This window comes from Vibrio maerlii (assembly GCF_003415655.1).
Taxonomy (GTDB): Bacteria; Pseudomonadota; Gammaproteobacteria; order Enterobacterales; family Vibrionaceae; genus Vibrio; species Vibrio maerlii.
In genome coordinates, this window is the sequence record NZ_QRHC01000005.1 from 87751 (window position 1) to 104979 (window position 17229).

Annotated in this window: 15 protein-coding genes; 2 read left to right on the forward strand and 13 right to left on the reverse strand. The window is 44.9% G+C overall.

The window, feature by feature from the left end:
- The first annotated feature begins 3 nt into the window (after positions 1 to 3).
- Entirely contained in the window at positions 4 to 513 is a 510-nt protein-coding gene (locus tag DPF91_RS10100) for a YchJ family protein (RefSeq protein ID WP_117234306.1), read from the forward strand.
- A gap of 81 nt (positions 514 to 594) precedes the next feature.
- Here the strand turns inward: DPF91_RS10100 and DPF91_RS10105 are convergent, their stop codons facing one another.
- The 7 genes from DPF91_RS10105 to DPF91_RS10135 form a co-directional block, all read right to left on the reverse strand.
- A complete protein-coding gene (locus DPF91_RS10105; protein WP_117234307.1) occupies positions 595 to 1617 on the reverse strand; it encodes an ABC transporter ATP-binding protein in 1023 nt (340 codons plus the stop codon).
- A 1-nt stretch (position 1618) separates the two neighbouring features.
- Positions 1619 to 2641, reverse strand: coding sequence for an ABC transporter ATP-binding protein (locus DPF91_RS10110; protein ID WP_117234308.1), 1023 nt, complete (start codon positions 2639 to 2641; stop codon positions 1619 to 1621).
- Positions 2641 to 3582, reverse strand: a complete 942-nt coding sequence (locus DPF91_RS10115; protein ID WP_420855595.1) for an ABC transporter permease — start codon at positions 3580 to 3582, stop codon at positions 2641 to 2643. Before DPF91_RS10115 ends, DPF91_RS10110 begins: the two co-directional genes overlap by 1 nt.
- A 13-nt stretch (positions 3583 to 3595) precedes the next feature.
- A complete protein-coding gene (locus tag DPF91_RS10120) occupies positions 3596 to 4585 on the reverse strand; it encodes an ABC transporter permease (RefSeq protein WP_117234310.1) in 990 nt (329 codons plus the stop codon).
- Between the two features lie 120 nt (positions 4586 to 4705).
- Positions 4706 to 6367 (reverse strand): ABC transporter substrate-binding protein, encoded by a 1662-nt coding sequence (locus DPF91_RS10125; RefSeq protein ID WP_117234311.1) that lies wholly within the window; start codon positions 6365 to 6367, stop codon positions 4706 to 4708.
- 242 nt (positions 6368 to 6609) lie between these two features.
- The gene (locus tag DPF91_RS10130) at positions 6610 to 7605 is read right to left on the reverse strand and encodes a LacI family DNA-binding transcriptional regulator (RefSeq protein WP_241033799.1); all 996 of its coding nucleotides are present in this window, start codon (positions 7603 to 7605) and stop codon (positions 6610 to 6612) included.
- A 183-nt stretch (positions 7606 to 7788) separates the two neighbouring features.
- Positions 7789 to 10197: a beta-mannosidase gene (locus DPF91_RS10135; protein WP_117234312.1), complete on the reverse strand. Its 2409-nt coding sequence runs from the start codon at positions 10195 to 10197 to the stop codon at positions 7789 to 7791.
- Positions 10198 to 10662: 465 nt separating this feature from the next.
- Between DPF91_RS10135 and DPF91_RS10140 the strand changes: the two genes are divergently transcribed.
- Positions 10663 to 12081 carry a GH1 family beta-glucosidase gene (locus tag DPF91_RS10140; protein ID WP_117234313.1) on the forward strand — a complete coding sequence of 473 codons (1419 nt, stop codon included), beginning with the start codon at positions 10663 to 10665 and terminating at the stop codon, positions 12079 to 12081.
- A 132-nt stretch (positions 12082 to 12213) separates the two neighbouring features.
- Here DPF91_RS10140 and hisIE read toward each other — a convergent pair whose 3' ends face one another.
- The 6 genes from hisIE to hisC all read right to left on the reverse strand — a co-directional run bounded on the left by hisIE (position 12214) and on the right by hisC (position 17220).
- Positions 12214 to 12849: a bifunctional phosphoribosyl-AMP cyclohydrolase/phosphoribosyl-ATP diphosphatase HisIE gene (gene hisIE, locus DPF91_RS10145; RefSeq protein ID WP_117234314.1), complete on the reverse strand. Its 636-nt coding sequence runs from the start codon at positions 12847 to 12849 to the stop codon at positions 12214 to 12216.
- Entirely contained in the window at positions 12846 to 13619 is a 774-nt protein-coding gene (hisF, locus tag DPF91_RS10150) for an imidazole glycerol phosphate synthase subunit HisF (RefSeq protein ID WP_117234315.1), read from the reverse strand. Before hisF ends, hisIE begins: the two co-directional genes overlap by 4 nt.
- The gene (hisA, locus tag DPF91_RS10155) at positions 13601 to 14338 is read right to left on the reverse strand and encodes a 1-(5-phosphoribosyl)-5-[(5-phosphoribosylamino)methylideneamino]imidazole-4-carboxamide isomerase (RefSeq protein WP_117234316.1); all 738 of its coding nucleotides are present in this window, start codon (positions 14336 to 14338) and stop codon (positions 13601 to 13603) included. Before hisA ends, hisF begins: the two co-directional genes overlap by 19 nt.
- A 42-nt stretch (positions 14339 to 14380) precedes the next feature.
- Positions 14381 to 14995, reverse strand: a complete 615-nt coding sequence (gene hisH / locus DPF91_RS10160; RefSeq protein WP_117234317.1) for an imidazole glycerol phosphate synthase subunit HisH — start codon at positions 14993 to 14995, stop codon at positions 14381 to 14383.
- A gap of 18 nt (positions 14996 to 15013) precedes the next feature.
- Entirely contained in the window at positions 15014 to 16087 is a 1074-nt protein-coding gene (gene hisB, locus DPF91_RS10165) for a bifunctional histidinol-phosphatase/imidazoleglycerol-phosphate dehydratase HisB (protein ID WP_117234318.1), read from the reverse strand.
- A gap of 74 nt (positions 16088 to 16161) precedes the next feature.
- Positions 16162 to 17220 carry a histidinol-phosphate transaminase gene (gene hisC, locus DPF91_RS10170; RefSeq protein WP_117234319.1) on the reverse strand — a complete coding sequence of 353 codons (1059 nt, stop codon included), beginning with the start codon at positions 17218 to 17220 and terminating at the stop codon, positions 16162 to 16164.
- Between the last annotated feature and the right edge of the window lie 9 nt (positions 17221 to 17229).

A 17229-nucleotide genomic window follows, 5' to 3' on the forward strand; every position in this document is an offset into this window, starting at 1 on the left:
CCTATGTCTCAACCTTGCCCTTGCCATAGCAACAAGCTTTACAGCGATTGTTGCGAACCTGCTCATTTAAACCACTCATCAGTAACCACTCCAGAACAGTTGATGCGTTCACGCTATGCTGCTCATGAGCTTCGACTCGTTGACTATGTGATTAATACCTATCATCCGAGTTGTAATGCAGAAGAACAACGAGAAGGCATTGCGGATTCAGTACACAGTGACTGGTGTGGACTCGAGGTAACAAACACTGAAGCTGGAAGTCATGAGAACGAAGGTTTTGTTACCTTCAATGCTTATCTCAATGAAGATGGACAACAGCTTTGCTTAACCGAGCGTTCTCGTTTCTTGAAAGAAGACGGTTTGTGGTACTACATCGATGGTACGTTCCCGCAAGCACAGAAAGAGCCCGTTGTTGATGAGCGCCTAAACCAGCCAATTTCTAGTCTCAAGGTTGGGCGCAATGACCCATGTATTTGTGGTAGCGGCAAGAAGTATAAGAAATGCTGTGGCTAAACCCAAGTAAAGTACGCTCAAAGAAAATGCCCGCTCATTCTCAAGAATAAGCGGGCATTTTTCATTTAGTATCAGTACTTGCTACGAAAATAGGTGGCAGCGAGTGTAATGATTTGATGCTATCTGTACTGGTTCAGGTAGATACTCTGTACATTCCGCTTTGGCATTCGGACAACGAGCTGCATACGGGCAACCTGTTTTCTCTGGCGACCACATTGGCGTTTCCAGTGAACGGTGTGTGGGTAGCTTGTCATGAATACTACGGCTAGGGTCCGGCACTGCAGCTAGAAGTAACTGAGTATACGGGTGTTGTGGATTTTGAGTAATAGCTTCTGTTGAACCCCATTCCACCATATGCCCACAGTAAAGCACGATTGTATCTTCGGCAAAGTAACGCGCTGTCGCGATGTCATGCGTGATGTACATGAATGCCTTGTTCATTTCATGCTTCATCTTATTCATAAGATTTAAAACACCAATACGAATCGAAACATCGAGCATCGATGTCGGCTCATCCGCCAAGATAACTTTTGCCCCGATCACCAAAGTCTTAGCTAGGAAAACACGCTGGCGTTGACCGCCTGAAAGCTGATGCGGGAATTTTTCCAGTACTTCTTTCGCTGGCGTTAACCCTACCTCTTCCAAGATATCGATGAGCTTCTGCTCCATCTCTTCTGGCGTTACTTTATGGTAAAGCTTCATTGCGCGAGTGAGATGATAACGTATGGTATGCAGTGGGTTTAATGAGCTGAACGGGTCTTGAAACACCATCTGTACTTCGCGGCGATAAGCATCCAGCTCTTCGCTTGAAGTAATGTCATCAATGTTTTTACCCTTGTAGTAAATGCCACCTTGTGTCGCTTTATGGATCTTAGTCGCGATTTTTGCACTGGTACTTTTACCACATCCAGACTCGCCAACAACAGCAAGACAACGCCCCTCTCTTAACTGGAAGTTCAAACCATTGAGGGCTCTTAGGTATTGCTTTGGTTTGAATAGCGAGCCACCAGACTTCTTAAAGTCAATGGTAAGGTCTTTCGCTTCGATAATCACTTGGCCTAGCTCTTTCGCTTCGGCTAATGTTGCTTGGTTTAATGCATTCATTTTAAGCCTCCACTACGCTTAACTTTACTTCGACGTCATCAACCATCTTTGACGGTATCTCTAATGGTCTGTGACAAGATACCCATCGATTATCGCCCGACTTCGCCAGTTGTGGCGACTGACGATGACAAATATCAGAAGCATGGAAACAACGAGAAACGAATCGACATCCGTCCGGCACATTACGCAGGTCAAGCGGGTTACCCGGAATACCCTTCATCTCTTGAAGTTCACCCTTCAAGGTTGGGAACGAATCCCCCAAACCTTTCGCATATGGGTGCATTGGTTCACTTAGGATCTCTTTGGAAGGTGCTAGCTCCACCAGCTGGCCAGAATACATGATGCCGATACGGTCGCAGAACTCGACCATCAAACTCAAATCGTGAGTAATGAACAGAATAGAGAAACCAAATTGCTGCTTCAGTTCGTACACTTTTTGTAAGATTTCACGCTGAACCACCACATCAAGAGCCGTTGTTGGTTCATCCATGACCAACAGTTTTGGCTTAAGCGCAAGCGCCATGGCGATAACTACACGTTGACGCATGCCCCCAGAGAACTGGTGTGGGTAGTCAAATAAACGCTCTGCAGGAATATCGACAATTTGAAGCAGTTCTTTCGCCTTTTCAATCGACTCTTCACGGCTGCTCACCATGTTATGAGCATCAAAAATATCCCAGAATTGGTATTCAATGGTTTTCACAGGGTTAAGGCAGTTCATCGCACTCTGAAATACCATTGAAGCATCTTTCCAACGGAAAGAACGAAGCTCTTCCTCGTCCATCTTAAGGACATCTTGCCCTTCAAACAGGACTTCCCCTTCAGAGATGAGTGCTGGCGGACGGTGCAAACGCATCAAAGCAAAGGCAATCGTCGACTTACCACAACCAGATTCACCAGCAAGACCTAGGGTTTCACCACGACCAATATGAAAATCAACACTGTTAACCGCACGCACTTTGCCATCGAACGTAACATAATCAACGCATAGGTTTTTTACTTCCACTAATTTATCGTTACTCATTATGCGTTACCTTCTTGTGCTAGCTTCTCTTTTTGTTGCTGAGCTTTTGCTAGCTCTTTAGCCGCCTTTTTCTCTTCACGACGGAAGCGAGTCATAATGCGTTGTGCTTTCAGTTTAGGGTTAGAAATTTCATCAATTGAGAAGTTAATCAGTGCTAAACCAATCGCTACAGAAGCAAGACCGACACTTGGTGCCAAGATTTCCCACCATGCTCCGATTCGAATCGCTGAGGTCTGCTGAGCGTTGTAAAGCATTACGCCCCATGTCACTTCTAACGGGTCACCTAGGCCAATGAATTCAAGTGTTGCTTCAGTCATGATGGCGTAAATAACCGTACCAATGAACAGCGAAGCCAAGATTGACATCATGTTCGGCATTACTTCTGCAAACAGCATGCGTTTTTTCGTCTCACCCATTACTTCTGCTGCGTGGATGAAATCTCGGTTACGAATCGCTAACGTTTGAGAACGCAAAACCCTCGCCCCCCACGGCCAGGAGGTGGCCCCGATTATAATGGCGATAACCATTGGTGAAACTTGGTCAAGGAAAGCAGCTAGTACAAGCATCAATGGTAGGCTAGGAATAACCATCACAAGGTTGGTGAAGAATGACAATGTGTTGTCAATCCATCCACCGAAGTAGCCAGCTGAGATGCCAACAAGCATTGCCATAAAGATGACAAAGGTACCTGCAATAAAGCCGACCAACAGAGATGTACGGCCGCCGTACAGGAACTGAGCCCAAACGTCACGCCCCATACGCGTCGTACCAAGGATGTTGTCCATATTAGGCGCTTGGTGAGGACGCGCCACACGTGCGTTAGGTGCAATATCGGTGAAGAGCGGTGCAAATATACACATGAATACCACAACAGTCACAATGGTAATACCAAACGCTGCTTTTGGGTTATCCAATAAAAATTGTTTAATTGTTTTCCACATGATGATTCTCCCCTTAGTCCAGTTGAGCAGATAGACGAGGGTCTAACTTGAATAGAAGGCAGTCAGCAATGAAGTTCGCACCAAGAACCATGATCGTCATGATCAATAGGTATCCTTGAATCAATGGATAATCGCGAGCAAGCATCGCTTGGAACATTACCTGGCCTAAGCCTGGGTAGTTAAAGATAATCTCGATGATCAAAGAGCCGGCGAAGATGCCACCTACTGACATAGCAAAGGTCGTGATCATTGGTAGAACTGCGTTACGAGCACCGTACTGGAACATCACTTTCTTGTCTTCTACGCCTTTTGCCCAACCCATCACGATGAAGTCTTCGCCTAATTGGTTGATCATGTTTGAGCGCATGCCCATTACGTTACCCATGCCGAGTAGCACCATGCTGAGTAAAGGAAGTGCCAAGTGGTAAGCAACACTGCCGACAAATTCAAACGATAAGGCAGGGTCTAAATCTGGGTGATAAGCATAACTGGTTGGGAACCAACCTAAATCAGAAGCAAACAAGAAATACATCAGTAGCGCCATTACAACCGCAGGGATTGAAGAAATAACCACTGACGATACCGTGATGATGGAATCTACCCAAGTACCACGCTTCCAAGCCACATAAATACCTAACAAGGTTGTCAATGTGTAAGAAACTAATAGATAAGTACCAACTAGTAGCAATGTCCAAAGCATACCGCGGCCAAGTACATCCATTACAGGTTGGAAGAATCGAGTTGATAAGCCCCACTCACCAATTAAGATGTTTTGTAAGTAGGTAAGAAATTGTTCAAACAGAGGAACGCTGGTTGAGTAACCATAAAGTGCTTCTAAAGAAGCAATCGTCTCTGGAGTAATCTGTCCACCAGACTGCGCGAGTCGAGCAAGAAAAGATTGAATTGGGTCACCTGGCATCATGCGAGGTAAGAAAAAGTTGATGGTCACCGCAGCTAAAAACGCCAAAACGTAGAAACCAAAACGGCTAAGGATATATCTCATATACTCCTCACTTACTGATTTTCTTATAATTAATTATGGCTCTTTGGATAGTCATCCATTGAGACTGGAGAGGCCTTCAACCCCGGCACGCTTCCATGTGCCGGGATTGAAGAAGTGAGATTATTGCTTAGGTTTTAGGTGCATTAGGTGAACCATACGGCTCATACCATCCCATGGCGCAGGGTGAATGAATGGGTTGTCTGCGTTCGCCCAACCTTCGAAACGAGAGTCGTTGTACGCGTACCAAACGCCGTTGTAGTACAGAGGAATCATGATTACGTTCTCTGCCATGTGCTGCTCGATCTTCGCTACATACTCTTTTTGCGTCGCTTCATCTTTAGATTGACCTAGTGATTCAATCCACTGGTCTAGCTCTGGGTTCACGTAGTTAGTTGAAGATGTAGACCACCAAATAGGTGATTTTTGGTAGCGTGAGTGCATAGTGTAGTCGTAGAATTTCCAAACTGACGATTGCAATGAACCACCACCGAACTGCGCATCAAAGTTACCTGATTCCCAGTTCTTCGCGTATGCGTTTGCTTCTGGCGTTACCACTGATGCATTGATGCCCGCTTCACGTAGGCCTTCAACAGCAATTGACGTGTTGTTTACCCAATCACTCCAGCCACTTGGTACCTGAATCTTAAATTGGAACTCACTACCGTCTGGGTTTTCAACAAAACCGTCACCGGTAACATCTTTAAAGCCACCTTTCGCTAGCATCTCTTTTGCTGCTTTAACATCGTAACGAGCAAGTTGTTCCCACATTGCATCTGCTGTAGCATCACGCCAACGCCATTGAGCAGTTGGTAAGTTTGTTGCTGGGTTGTCACCTTTCACATAACCGTATGCGCCGATCATCATCATCGCATCACGATCCATCGATAGACTCACCGCTTTACGGAAATTCACATCAGAGAACGCTTTCTTCGCACTTTCGTTATCAGTAGCGAAATTGAATGTTAGACGAACACCGTCACTCGATGGGAACCAATATTTATTGTTAGGACTCTTTTCAACGTACGTTCTTTCAATATCAGGTACAAAAATACCCGCCCAATCAATGGTACCCTTCGCCATCATTTCTAGAGCAGCATCGTTATTAGACATTTGTGGGAATTCCACACAATCAACTTTCAGGTCTTTGTTCCAGTAGTTCGGGTTCTTACACAATACGTACACTTGAGGAGTAAAACGTTGAACAACCGTAAAAGGACCAGTAGCAACTGGGTTTGCATTCACTTCTGCTGCTGGGTTTTCGATGTTTTCCCAGATATGTTTAGGAACAATCTTTGTGAACTCGCCAATAACATCTTGCGCGGCAAAAGCATTTGGTTCGTTAAGTTTGATTTCAACTTGGTGATCATTAATTGCAGTGATAGACGCTACTTTTTGACCTAGACCAGAGGTGTCGATTGCAGGGTGTGCTTTTGGATATTCAAAGCTAAATACTACATCTTCTGCCGTAAACGCTTCACCATCTGACCATTTAACACCTTCACGTAGGTCAACAGTCAATGTCGTTAGGTCATCAGATAGCTCATAGCCAGTTGCAAGGAAATAGTGTTCTTTCGAGTCATCCAGTAGGTCAAACAATACAAGGGATTCATAAGAGAAGTTCTGGCGACCGCCGATCCAAGGGTTGAAGTTTTGTACCCAACCAGTAGAAAACTCAGAAAGAATTCGTAGATTAGGGGTATCCGCATCATTTGCTACAGCCATTGTCGGAATAGACATTAATGACGTTGCTGTAATAGCAGCTGCGAGTAGGGTCTTTTTCATCGTTATTTCCTTATTATTATTGGCTTCAACGCTACTGTTTTAATTAGTAAGTTGACCAGATTGTGTAGAAAGATAATAACGACTGAATTGTTGCTCGAATGTGACTAAATTCTCACCCTACCCGCTAGCTATTGACCAATGTTCGATAATAAGAATATCAGCACAAATAACATTGCCCAAAGAAACAAATATAAAACATTTACTTATTATATTTATAAAAACAATGGCTTATCTTGAAACATCTAGAGCCTTTTGCAGCTTTCCCTAGCGATCAAGTTGACATTAGGCGCATCGTATTTAGGTTTATAACCATTAATCAAATCAATTAAATACCTAATTGCGATACTTCCCAGTTCTTTAAAGGGTTGACGTATCGTAGTTAATCTTGGAATAAAGTACTTTGATAAAGGCAAGTCATCGAAGCCAACTATCGATATATCATTCGGTACAGAAATATTGTGCTGATACAGAGCTTGAATTGCACCATAGCTACACACGTCATTGGAAACAAATATTCCAGTAAATGGTACCCCTCGCTTGAGAAGCTTTTCAATTGCTCTAAAGCCACCATCTTCTGAGTATTCACCATCAACAATCAATTTATCGTTGATTTCCATTCCCGCAGAGTTGAGTGCGCGCTTGTACCCGGCTAGACGATCCCTTGCATCTTGGCTTTGCATCGGCCCATGGATATGCGCAATCTTTGTGTGACCAAGTTGAATAAGGTGATTGGTTGCCATGTAGCCCCCAAGTTCACTGTCCACATTAAAATCAGGAAAAATACCTTGTGGACTTCGGCAAATAGTCAGCGTAGGCAAGTCACCAACGATCTCTTTAATGATAGATTCTTCAAGTAAACCACCCATGATGACTAAACCGTCGACACCACTACGAACTAAGTTCTCTAACTCCCTCTTTTCTCGCTCAACCTTCCATTGCGTAGTTTCGATAATAATTTCATAGGCAAGGTGGTACATACCCATATCCATACCATCGAGTAAGTGAGTCACATAAGAGGTCTCATAGGAGGGTGCAACCACCCCAATACGCATCGTTCGATTAGCTTTGTTACCTCTAGGCTTTGGTCTAAATCCGAGGTCGTAAATTGCTCGCTCAATCGCTGTGACTTTTTCTTTGGCGATTGCTGAGGTTCGGTTCAAGTAACGGGATACGGTAGCTGGCGATACGTTCGCTTCTTCAGCCACATCGTAAATCGTGGCCTTATCTTTTATAGTCATTGTTTTCGATAGGTGAGACGTTGTGTATGCCTAAAATAATCAAGCTAAATCGACCTAGCAATCTTGATCGCCGTTGATTCTTATCAGGATCACAGAATGAATAACTATTACTGAGTGTTTTCCACAAAAAAGCCTCTATCAGCAAACGCAGATAGAGGCCGTAATTGATTGTGTCGGTTTAAACTAGTAACTGTTAGTTAGGTGGTAGACTCGTAGCGAGTTAGCCAATTCATCCAGTTGGTCACCGATGTATTTCACTTCTTTACGCTGATTTGGCAATAGTGTGAAGCTTGAATCACTAAAACGTCCATCACCATCAAACTCAACATGAACATAGAAAGCTGGCTTGTCTGTTGTGAAGGTTAAAGTATCACCATTTACCTCGACAGATACATTCGCTTTCTCAAGTGGCAACCCTTTCACTTCTGGCGTCGAGAACCATGTATTCTGGATGTATTCACCCTCTACATCAGCTTCCACATAGAAGAAATAATCTTGTGCAGTAGAGTGCCATTGAGCTTTCTCCAGCGTCCAGATTTCTTGATTATCGTCTGGCTTAGCTTCCACGTTGATATCCCAGCTATTCAAGATTTCACCTGACCACGTGGATTGCACAATCTTAGCATTGACTGCTTTCACTTCGCGGCGGTTATTCGATACTCGTACCGTCAATGCATCTTCTGTTTCAACAAACGGTAAGTACGTCGGTGCGAAGAAACGTTTAGCGTGGTAATGGAGCTGTTTCCAACGGCCACTGTACTCTAGGCTAGACCAAGAGCTCACCGGCCAACAATCATTAAGCTGCCAGTAGAGCATGCCACGACATGTTGGACCGATAGAGCGCCAATACTCACAGCCTGTCTTAATCGCCACGGATTGCTGAACTTGGCTTAGGTAAAGCATCTGCTCAAAGTTTGCAGGGAATCGGAAGTAACGAGTAAACATCTCAGTGATAATACTGTTGCCCGAACCATTCTTTTGGTGGCTCTCAAACGTTGGTGAAGTAACATTCCAATCTTGCTCAGGCACAAACGATTTCACTTCTGAGAACGACGGCCATGATTGGAAGCCAAACTCCGAGCAGAAGCGAGGTTGAATATCTAAGTAGGCCTTGAAAGATGAACCAGAATGCCACACATCCCAGAAGTGCATATCACCACGATTGTCATCATGCCATGCATCACCATAATCAAGATCCCCGTTACATGGGGACGAAGGCCAGAATGTACGTGTGGTGTCTTCACCTTGAATCACTTCTGATAAACGGCGATTTAAACGGTCGTAGTTGACTGTGTACTTATCACGTTGGTTCTTCGATTCGTCGTACCAGTTCAACGCGCCGATAACTTCGTTATCCCCACACCAAATCGCAATACAGGCATGATCTTTAAGGCGACGTATTTGCTGCGCTATTTCTGGTTCTACATCTGCAATAAACTCTGGTGTTGATGGGTATAATGCACAAGAGAACATCATGTCTTGCCACACTAACAATCCAAGTTCATCACAGGTATTGTAGAAGGTTTCAGATTCGTAATGTCCACCACCCCAGACGCGAATCATGTTCATGTTCGCTTCTTTGGCCGAGGTTAGGAGTGCACGGTAACGCTCTTCTGATTCCAGAGATGGCATGGCATCAATTGGAATCCAGTTTGCGCCTTTCGCTGTAATGGGGAATCCATTGACTCGGAATTCCATCGCAGAACCAATATCGTCAGCTTCGGTATTCAACTCTAAATGGCGCAGACCAATCCTCTTCTCAACCGTCTGGCCCGCAAGTTCAACCTTGAGGTCGTACAATGGTTGATCACCATAGCCAGCTGGCCACCATAACTTAGGGTTTTCAACCATAAATCTGATTACTGTCGAGCCATGAGTAACGCATGCTGCTTGTTGTGTGTGACCATTAAAGTGAGCAACCACTTCTTGCTCAACGCCCTTTGAATGATCAATATTCAGCACTAACTCAACGCTACCATCCTCTGCCCAAATTTGCTCCGTCGTCACATAGTTCAGTCGAACATCACCAACCTCTTCAACGATAATAGGGTCATAAATACCCGAGACTGGAAGACAGATACCCCAGTCCCAACCAGTATGACATTGCGTTTTACGCAGAATATTCATATGCGGAACTTGATTGTTGTCACCCATTGAAGACGGTATAGGGAATGGAAGTTGATCCGCTCGGCGCTTCGCTTCTGCAATCGCTTGAGCAAACTCAATACGCATCGAGTTTTCACCCGCCTTAACGAATGACTTAATATCTACCTGATGTTTCTGGAACATATTCGAAGCACTTAACACTAACTCTTCGTTAACGTAAACCGATGCGACCGTGTCTAATCGAGTAAAGCTCACGACCAGTTGATTGCAGCTCAATTGCTCTGGTTCAACAACAAACGTACGCTCTATCTGCCAATCACATTCGCGAACCCACTGCACGTCATGTTCGTTACAACCGTAATATGGGTTTTCAATCATGCCCGCCTTTAATAACGCATTGTAGTTATCACCTGGAATCATCATCGATATATTGATCTCAGGTCTTTGTTTGGAGGTTAGCGTCCACTCACCATTTAATACTGTCATCTCTTATCCTCTATCCAGAGTCATTCTAATTAGACTTAAAACTTGGAAGATAATAAGAGTCTTGATGAGAGGTTATTGTGACAATTTTCACACCCAACTATTAACTCATACATTAATTTCTCAATTTCAGAGCACTCCCCCAATCTCATTGAAAACCATGAAACTTACACCGGATATAACTCACAAATCTCTTTTCATTCAGATAGATAAAGAGAAACTAATATTAATGAACTGACTAAGAGATTCAAAATCAGAAAAACTAACCATTTCAGCGCAAACAACTGAAATATAATGCAAAATCTATGCATTGAGCATTTTAGTTTCATTTAAGGATTGGAATTGTGCTCATCCATTGATATTTGTTGTTTGCTCAGACAAATAACAGACCCATGCGAATTTGCTCACGAATTTACTTTTTTCACTTCCCTACACTGGCAAATGTAAATTAAGGCTAAGGAGAAAATAATGGCATTTCGTGATGATTTTATTTGGGGCGCAGCAGCAGCCAGCTATCAAATTGAAGGCAACACTCAAGGCGTAGATGGATGTGCTGATTCCGTATGGGACATGTGTTCCCGACGCAAAGGTTTTGTATTAGACGGTAATACCGGCTTTAACGCGTGTGATCATTACAACCGTTATGAAGAAGATGTCCAGATCATGAAATCCCTTTCCCTAGATGCGTATCGTCTGAGCATCATGTGGCCCCGCGTTATGCCAGAGGGAACGGGGAAAGTAAATCAAACGGGCTTAGATTACTATGACCGTTTAGTCGATGAGCTTCTTGCTAATGGCATTGATCCTTGGGTCACGCTCTTCCACTGGGACTATCCAATGGCACTCTTTCATAAGGGCGGCTGGCTAAATGACGACTCTAGCGATTGGTTTGCAGAGTACACCCGTGTGATTGTTGATAAACTATCCGATCGTGTCAGCAACTGGTTTACTCTCAATGAACAAGCCTGCTTTATTGGTCTTGGCCATCAATCTGGTATGCATGCACCGGGGTTACAATTAGCCACCAAAGAAGTCAACAGAGCGTGGCATAACGCATTATTAGCTCACGGAAAGGCGGTGAAAATTCTTCGAGAGGAAGCGAAAAAACCAGCGAAAGTAGGCGCTGCACCATGTTTTAGAACCGCTGCACCCGCTTCTAACTCAGAGCAAGATATTGAAGCCGCTCGTCAACGAACCTTTAACGTTGTAGATGACCAGATGTTCAACGCAACTTGGTGGATGGATCCGGCATTCAAAGGCGAATACCCACAAGATGGTTTAGCACTATTTGGCAATGATGCACCCGAAGTCAAAGATGGCGATATGGATATCATATGCCAACCTCTCGATTTTGTTGGTATCAACGTTTACAACTCTGAATTAGTTAAGATGGGTGCAAATGGTCAACCAGAGGTGGTGCCATACCCTAACGACTACCCATACACGCATTTCCGCTGGCCAGTAACACCGGAATCATTACGCTGGACTACTCAGTTCCTTTACGAGCGTTACAACAAACCTTTGATCATCACTGAGAACGGTTTAAGTACCAATGATTGGGTTAGCCTAGACGGTAAGGTTCATGACACCACGCGTATCGATTTCTTGAATCGTTACTTACTTGGTCTAAAACAAGCAGCTGATTCTGGCGTTGATATTATGGGTTACTTCCAGTGGTCAATCTTAGACAACTTCGAATGGGCGGAAGGTTACCTGCAACGCTTCGGATTGGTTCATGTGGATTACGCGACTCAAAAACGTACCATTAAAGATTCGGGCTTCTGGTATAAATCTGTGATCGAATCAAATGGCAGTGTGCTTGGGAGTTCAAATCCATTGGATGGCTGGAGAGCACCTGAGGATTTTAATAGGAATATAAAGAGCTAGAGAAAAATAAGAGGTTGGCGTGTGTACGTCAACCTCTTTCTATTTCGTTTGTTTGCCAGAATCTAGATATCTAGTTTTCCAGCAGCGTAGCGCTCTAGTTATCTAGAGGACAGGGTCCATTTTCACACTCTCTTATTTATGACGCTCTTTCAGCTTGTTGACCACATCATTCATAGACAAGCCTTGGTCTTGAAGAAGAACCATTAGGTGATAAATCAGGTCTGCGGATTCACACACTAGCTCCGCCTTGTCACCCGACGTCGCCGCAAGCGCGACTTCAACCCCTTCTTCGCCCACTTTCTGCGAAATACGCTTGGTGCCACGCGAATATAGGTGTGCTGTGTAAGAGGATTCAGGATCGGCGTCCTTGCGGGCAGCCAATAGCTGCTCAAGTTGATGAAGCCACACCATTTGGCTCTCTTCTTGAGGATCAACGTCCCAACACGTCGTGTTACCTAAGTGGCAAGTTGGACCGATTGGGTTCACCTTCACCAATAATGTGTCGTTGTCACAATCAAGGGACATATTTTTAAGCTGCAGTACGTTGCCTGAGGTTTCACCTTTTGTCCAAAGACGCTCTTTGGTTCGAGAGAAGAAGGTTACCTGCTCTGTATCAGCCGTTTTTTTCAATGCGTCCTGATTCATGTATCCCATCATTAGCACTTGGCTTGATTGGAAATCTTGAACGATCGCAGGAACAAGGCCGTCCACCTTATCCCAATTAATTTTTTCAATCAGAGTGTTTACTTCTGCGGTGGCAAAACTCATAGACGCACCTCTACACCTTGTTGTTTTAGATATTGTTTAAGTTCACCGATGTTGATCACTTGCTTATGGAATACGGAAGCCGCAAGAGCACCATCTACGTTGGTTTGCTTGTAAGCGTCAGCAAAGTGCTCCATTGCACCTGCACCACCTGATGCAATAAGTGGTACCTTACACACTTCACGAACCATGTTCAGCTGCTCTAGGTCGTAACCGTTTCGCACCCCATCTTGGTTCATCATGTTAAGTACGATTTCACCGGCGCCACGCTTTTGCACTTCTTGCACCCAATCTTTGGTTTCCCATTGGGTCGCCTTGGTTCGCGCTTCATCACCAGTGAATTGGTAAACCTGATATTTGCCTGTTTCTTTGTCGTAGTAGGAGTCGATACCCACTACGATACATTGCACACCAAACTTATCGGCGAGCTCTGTAATTAACTCAGGGTTCGCCAATGCAGGTGAATTGATAGAAACCTTGTCTGCGCCAAATTCAAGAATACGTGCCGCATCTTCAGCTGACTTGATACCACCAGCCACACAGAAGGGAATATCGATAACCTCTGCGACGCGCTGAACCCAGCTTTTATCGACCACACGGCCATCACTTGATGCGGTGATATCGTAGAAGACCAATTCATCTGCACCTTCTTCGGCGTAACGCTGCGCAAGAGGCACGATGTCACCAATGATTTCGTGGTTGCGGAATTGAACGCCCTTCACTACCTGTCCATCACGGACGTCCAGACATGGGATTATTCGCTTTGCCAACATGCAAATGCCTCCTCTGCTGTGAACTTACCATCTAGAAGCGCGCGACCAACAATCACACCAGATACGCCTGTGCCTTTTAGTGCTTCAATATCTGCGAGTGAACCAATACCGCCTGAAGACTGGAATTGAACCTGTGGGTATTGCTTACATAGGTCAACGTATAACTCAACGTTTGAACCGGCGAGTGTGCCATCACGCGAGATGTCAGTACAAAGCACGTGTTTAAGGCCTACGGTTAGGTAGTCATCGATTAGCGCTTCGATTGTTACACCTGAGTCTTCTTGCCACCCAGAAATCGCAACCTTGCGAGTGCCGTTTTCATCGATGTTGATGTCCAGTGCAAGAACGATTTTCTCTGCGCCGTACTTTTCCATCCATCCTTTAACAAGCTCAGTTTGTTTAACTGCTGTTGAGCCAACCACTACGCGTTGGGCGCCCGCTTCTAGAAGGTCTACTACGTCTTGCTCAGAACGAACACCGCCGCCAATTTGAATGTTTGCAGGCGTGCTAGCAAGCAGCTTCGCGATTAGATCTAGCTGACGTGCCGTGGTGTCTTTCGCACCGGTTAGGTCAACAAGGTGCAACCAACCTGCACCTGCTTGGTGGTATAGGTTGAACTGCTCTGCAGGGTCAACCTTGTATTCTGTTACTTGGCCGTAGTCACCTTGGTAAAGGCGAACTACCTGACCTTCGATTAAATCTAGTGCTGGAATAATCACTTCGTTATGTCCTTATCCTCAGGATCGGTTTACCCTAGCGAACTACAGTTCTAGGAAATTCTGAATCAGTTTAGAGCCGGCTTTTGAAGATCGCTCTGGATGGAACTGCACACCATAGTAGTTACCGCTTTGAACAGCAGCGGTGAATGGCTTGCCATACTCACACTCTGCAATGGTGTAATCGCCTACTGGCATACCAAAGCTATGTACAAAGTAGAAGTACTCACCTTCTTCAATCTCTTTAAACAGCGGGTGCTCAGGTTTCGCTTTCACTGTGTTCCAGCCCATGTGTGGCAATGGAAGCTCGCCCGTTTCTAGCAATTTCACTTCGCCTTCACAAAGGCCAAGACATTCAACGAGCTCATCCGCTTTTTGGCCCTTCTCTTGCGAAACTTTTCCTAGCAGTTGCATACCGAGGCAGATACCAAGTAGTGGCTTTTCCACCTTTTTAACCAGTTCAATGAGGTCACGCTCAGCAAGGTTTTTCATCGCCTCACTTGCGGTGCCCACACCTGGTAGAAACAGTTTATCTGCATCCAGTACCACTTCTGGCTCTTTTGAAATAGTTACTGGGTAGCCCAGACGTTCAATCGCAAACTTTACCGATGAAACGTTGGCACACCCTGTATCAATAATGACGACTTTTTGATCTTTCATTATTCAATCCTTTCGCTTTTAAAGCGTTCCTTTGCTACTTGGCAGCTCGTTACCTTCTACCTTGATTGCCTGACGCATGGTGCGGCCAAAGGCTTTAAATAGGCTCTCAATGATGTGGTGATCGTTGTTGCCCGCAGAAGAAAGGTGCAGCGTACAAGCTAAAGTGTCGGTTAGTGAGCGGAAGAAGTGAACCACCATCTCAGTTGAAAGGTCACCCACTTGCTCACGGCTGAACTCGGCTTCGAATTTCAAGTAAGGACGACCAGAAAGGTCTAACGCACATTGTGCCAAGCACTCATCCATTGGCAAGCTAAAGCCAAAACGGCCGATACCACGCTTGTCGCCTAGTGCTTCTTTCAAAGCAGAACCAAGCGCAAGCGCTGTGTCTTCAATGGTGTGGTGATCATCAATATGTAGATCACCAACCACGTTACACTTCATTTGGAAGCCACCGTGTGTCGCGATTTGATCTAGCATGTGGTCGAAGAAACCAAGGCCGGTTGTGATTTCATTGCCGCCCTGCTCATCAAGGTTAACAAACACCTTAATGTCGGTTTCTTTCGTCGTGCGAACCACTTCCGCTTTACGCGCATTGACTGTTAGGTCTTTCAGGATTTGCTTCCAACCCATCGTTTCTGGGTTGTACTGGATACCTCGAATTGCCATATTCTCAGCAAGCTGAAGGTCTGTTTGGCGATCACCAATCACTACTGAGTGTTTAAAATCAACCTTGCCACCTTGAAGGTACTCTTTCACCATACCTAGTTTTGGCTTGCGGCATGAGCAGTTATCTTCGTCAAAGTGTGGACAAATAAGCACATCATCAAACTTCACACCCTGAGACTCAAAGATCTCCATCATCATGTCGTGCGGTGCGTCAAAATCTGCTTGTGGGTAGCTGTCTGTACCTAAACCATCTTGGTTCGTTACCATCACTAGGCGGTAGCCTGCATCTTGCAGTGATAATAGGCTTGGAATAACAAACGGCTCTAATTTGAGTTTATCTAAGCGGTCAACTTGGAAATCCACCGGTGGCTCAACGATAAGCGTGCCATCACGGTCGATAAATAGAATTTTCTGTTGTGTACTCACTTGAACTTCCTTATTGCAAATTTGAAGGCTCTTACAACGGATAAGAACCGAAATCTTTTCTTAATTAAATCGTTTTATTGATAGTAATTTCTAATAAAGCCGAGTGTTTTCTCACACTCTTCGCGGCTACCAACACTGATGCGAACGCAATCTTCGATTGGTGAATTACGCAGGATAATACCGGTATCCCAAGCGGCCTTGAAAAGCTCGTCGCCTTGAGGGAATTTAACCAGTAGATAGTTACCCCAACCCTCAAACACTTCTAAGCCTTCATGCCCATCTTTATCAGAAAGAATAGATAGGCCTGCTTGTAAATAAGCTCGATTCGCATTCAGCTCAGCTACTTGGTATTTCGCACGCGCAAGGCCAGCTTCAGATAGCGCTTGAGTTGCAATATCTGCAACAGGGATAGGCACAGGGTATGGCGCAATCACCTTAAGTAGAACATTGATTAGCTCTTCATTAGCTAGTGTGAAACCACAACGAAGGCCCGCTAGCGCAAAGGCTTTTGACAGTGTACGTAAGATCGCGAGGTTCGAGTATTGATCGAGAAGATCTTTGGTTGACGCTTCTGGACAGAAATCAATATAGGCTTCGTCCATCACAACAATTGCACGATCTTTTGTCATCTCTAGCAACGAAACGATGTCGTCACGATTAACTAGGTTACCCGTTGGGTTATTTGGACTACAAACGAAGATAACCTTCACTGAATCTAGGTTTTCTTCAATACCTTTAAGATCAAGCTGCCAATCCGCAGTTAGTGGAACGGTTTTACGTTCTACACCAATGGTTTCAGCACTGATTGAGTACATTCCATATGTCGGTGGACAGTAAAGAATTGAATCTTCGCCCGGCTCACAGAAGGCACGAATAAGAAGTTCGATACCTTCATCTGCGCCACGTGAAGTCAGAGTTTGTTCGGGCTTCACACCAGCGTATGCTGCATAAGCTTCGATCAACTCTTTTGGTTGGCATTCGCTGTAACGATTAAGACGAGCAAAATCCGTCTTATATTCGTTATCGAATGGCGATTCATTAGCGTTCAACCACACGTCACCACTACCACCGATGCGGCGAGCAGAGAGATATGGCGTCAATGCCTGAACTTGTTTGCGTGCTAACTTTTCCATGTCGCTCTT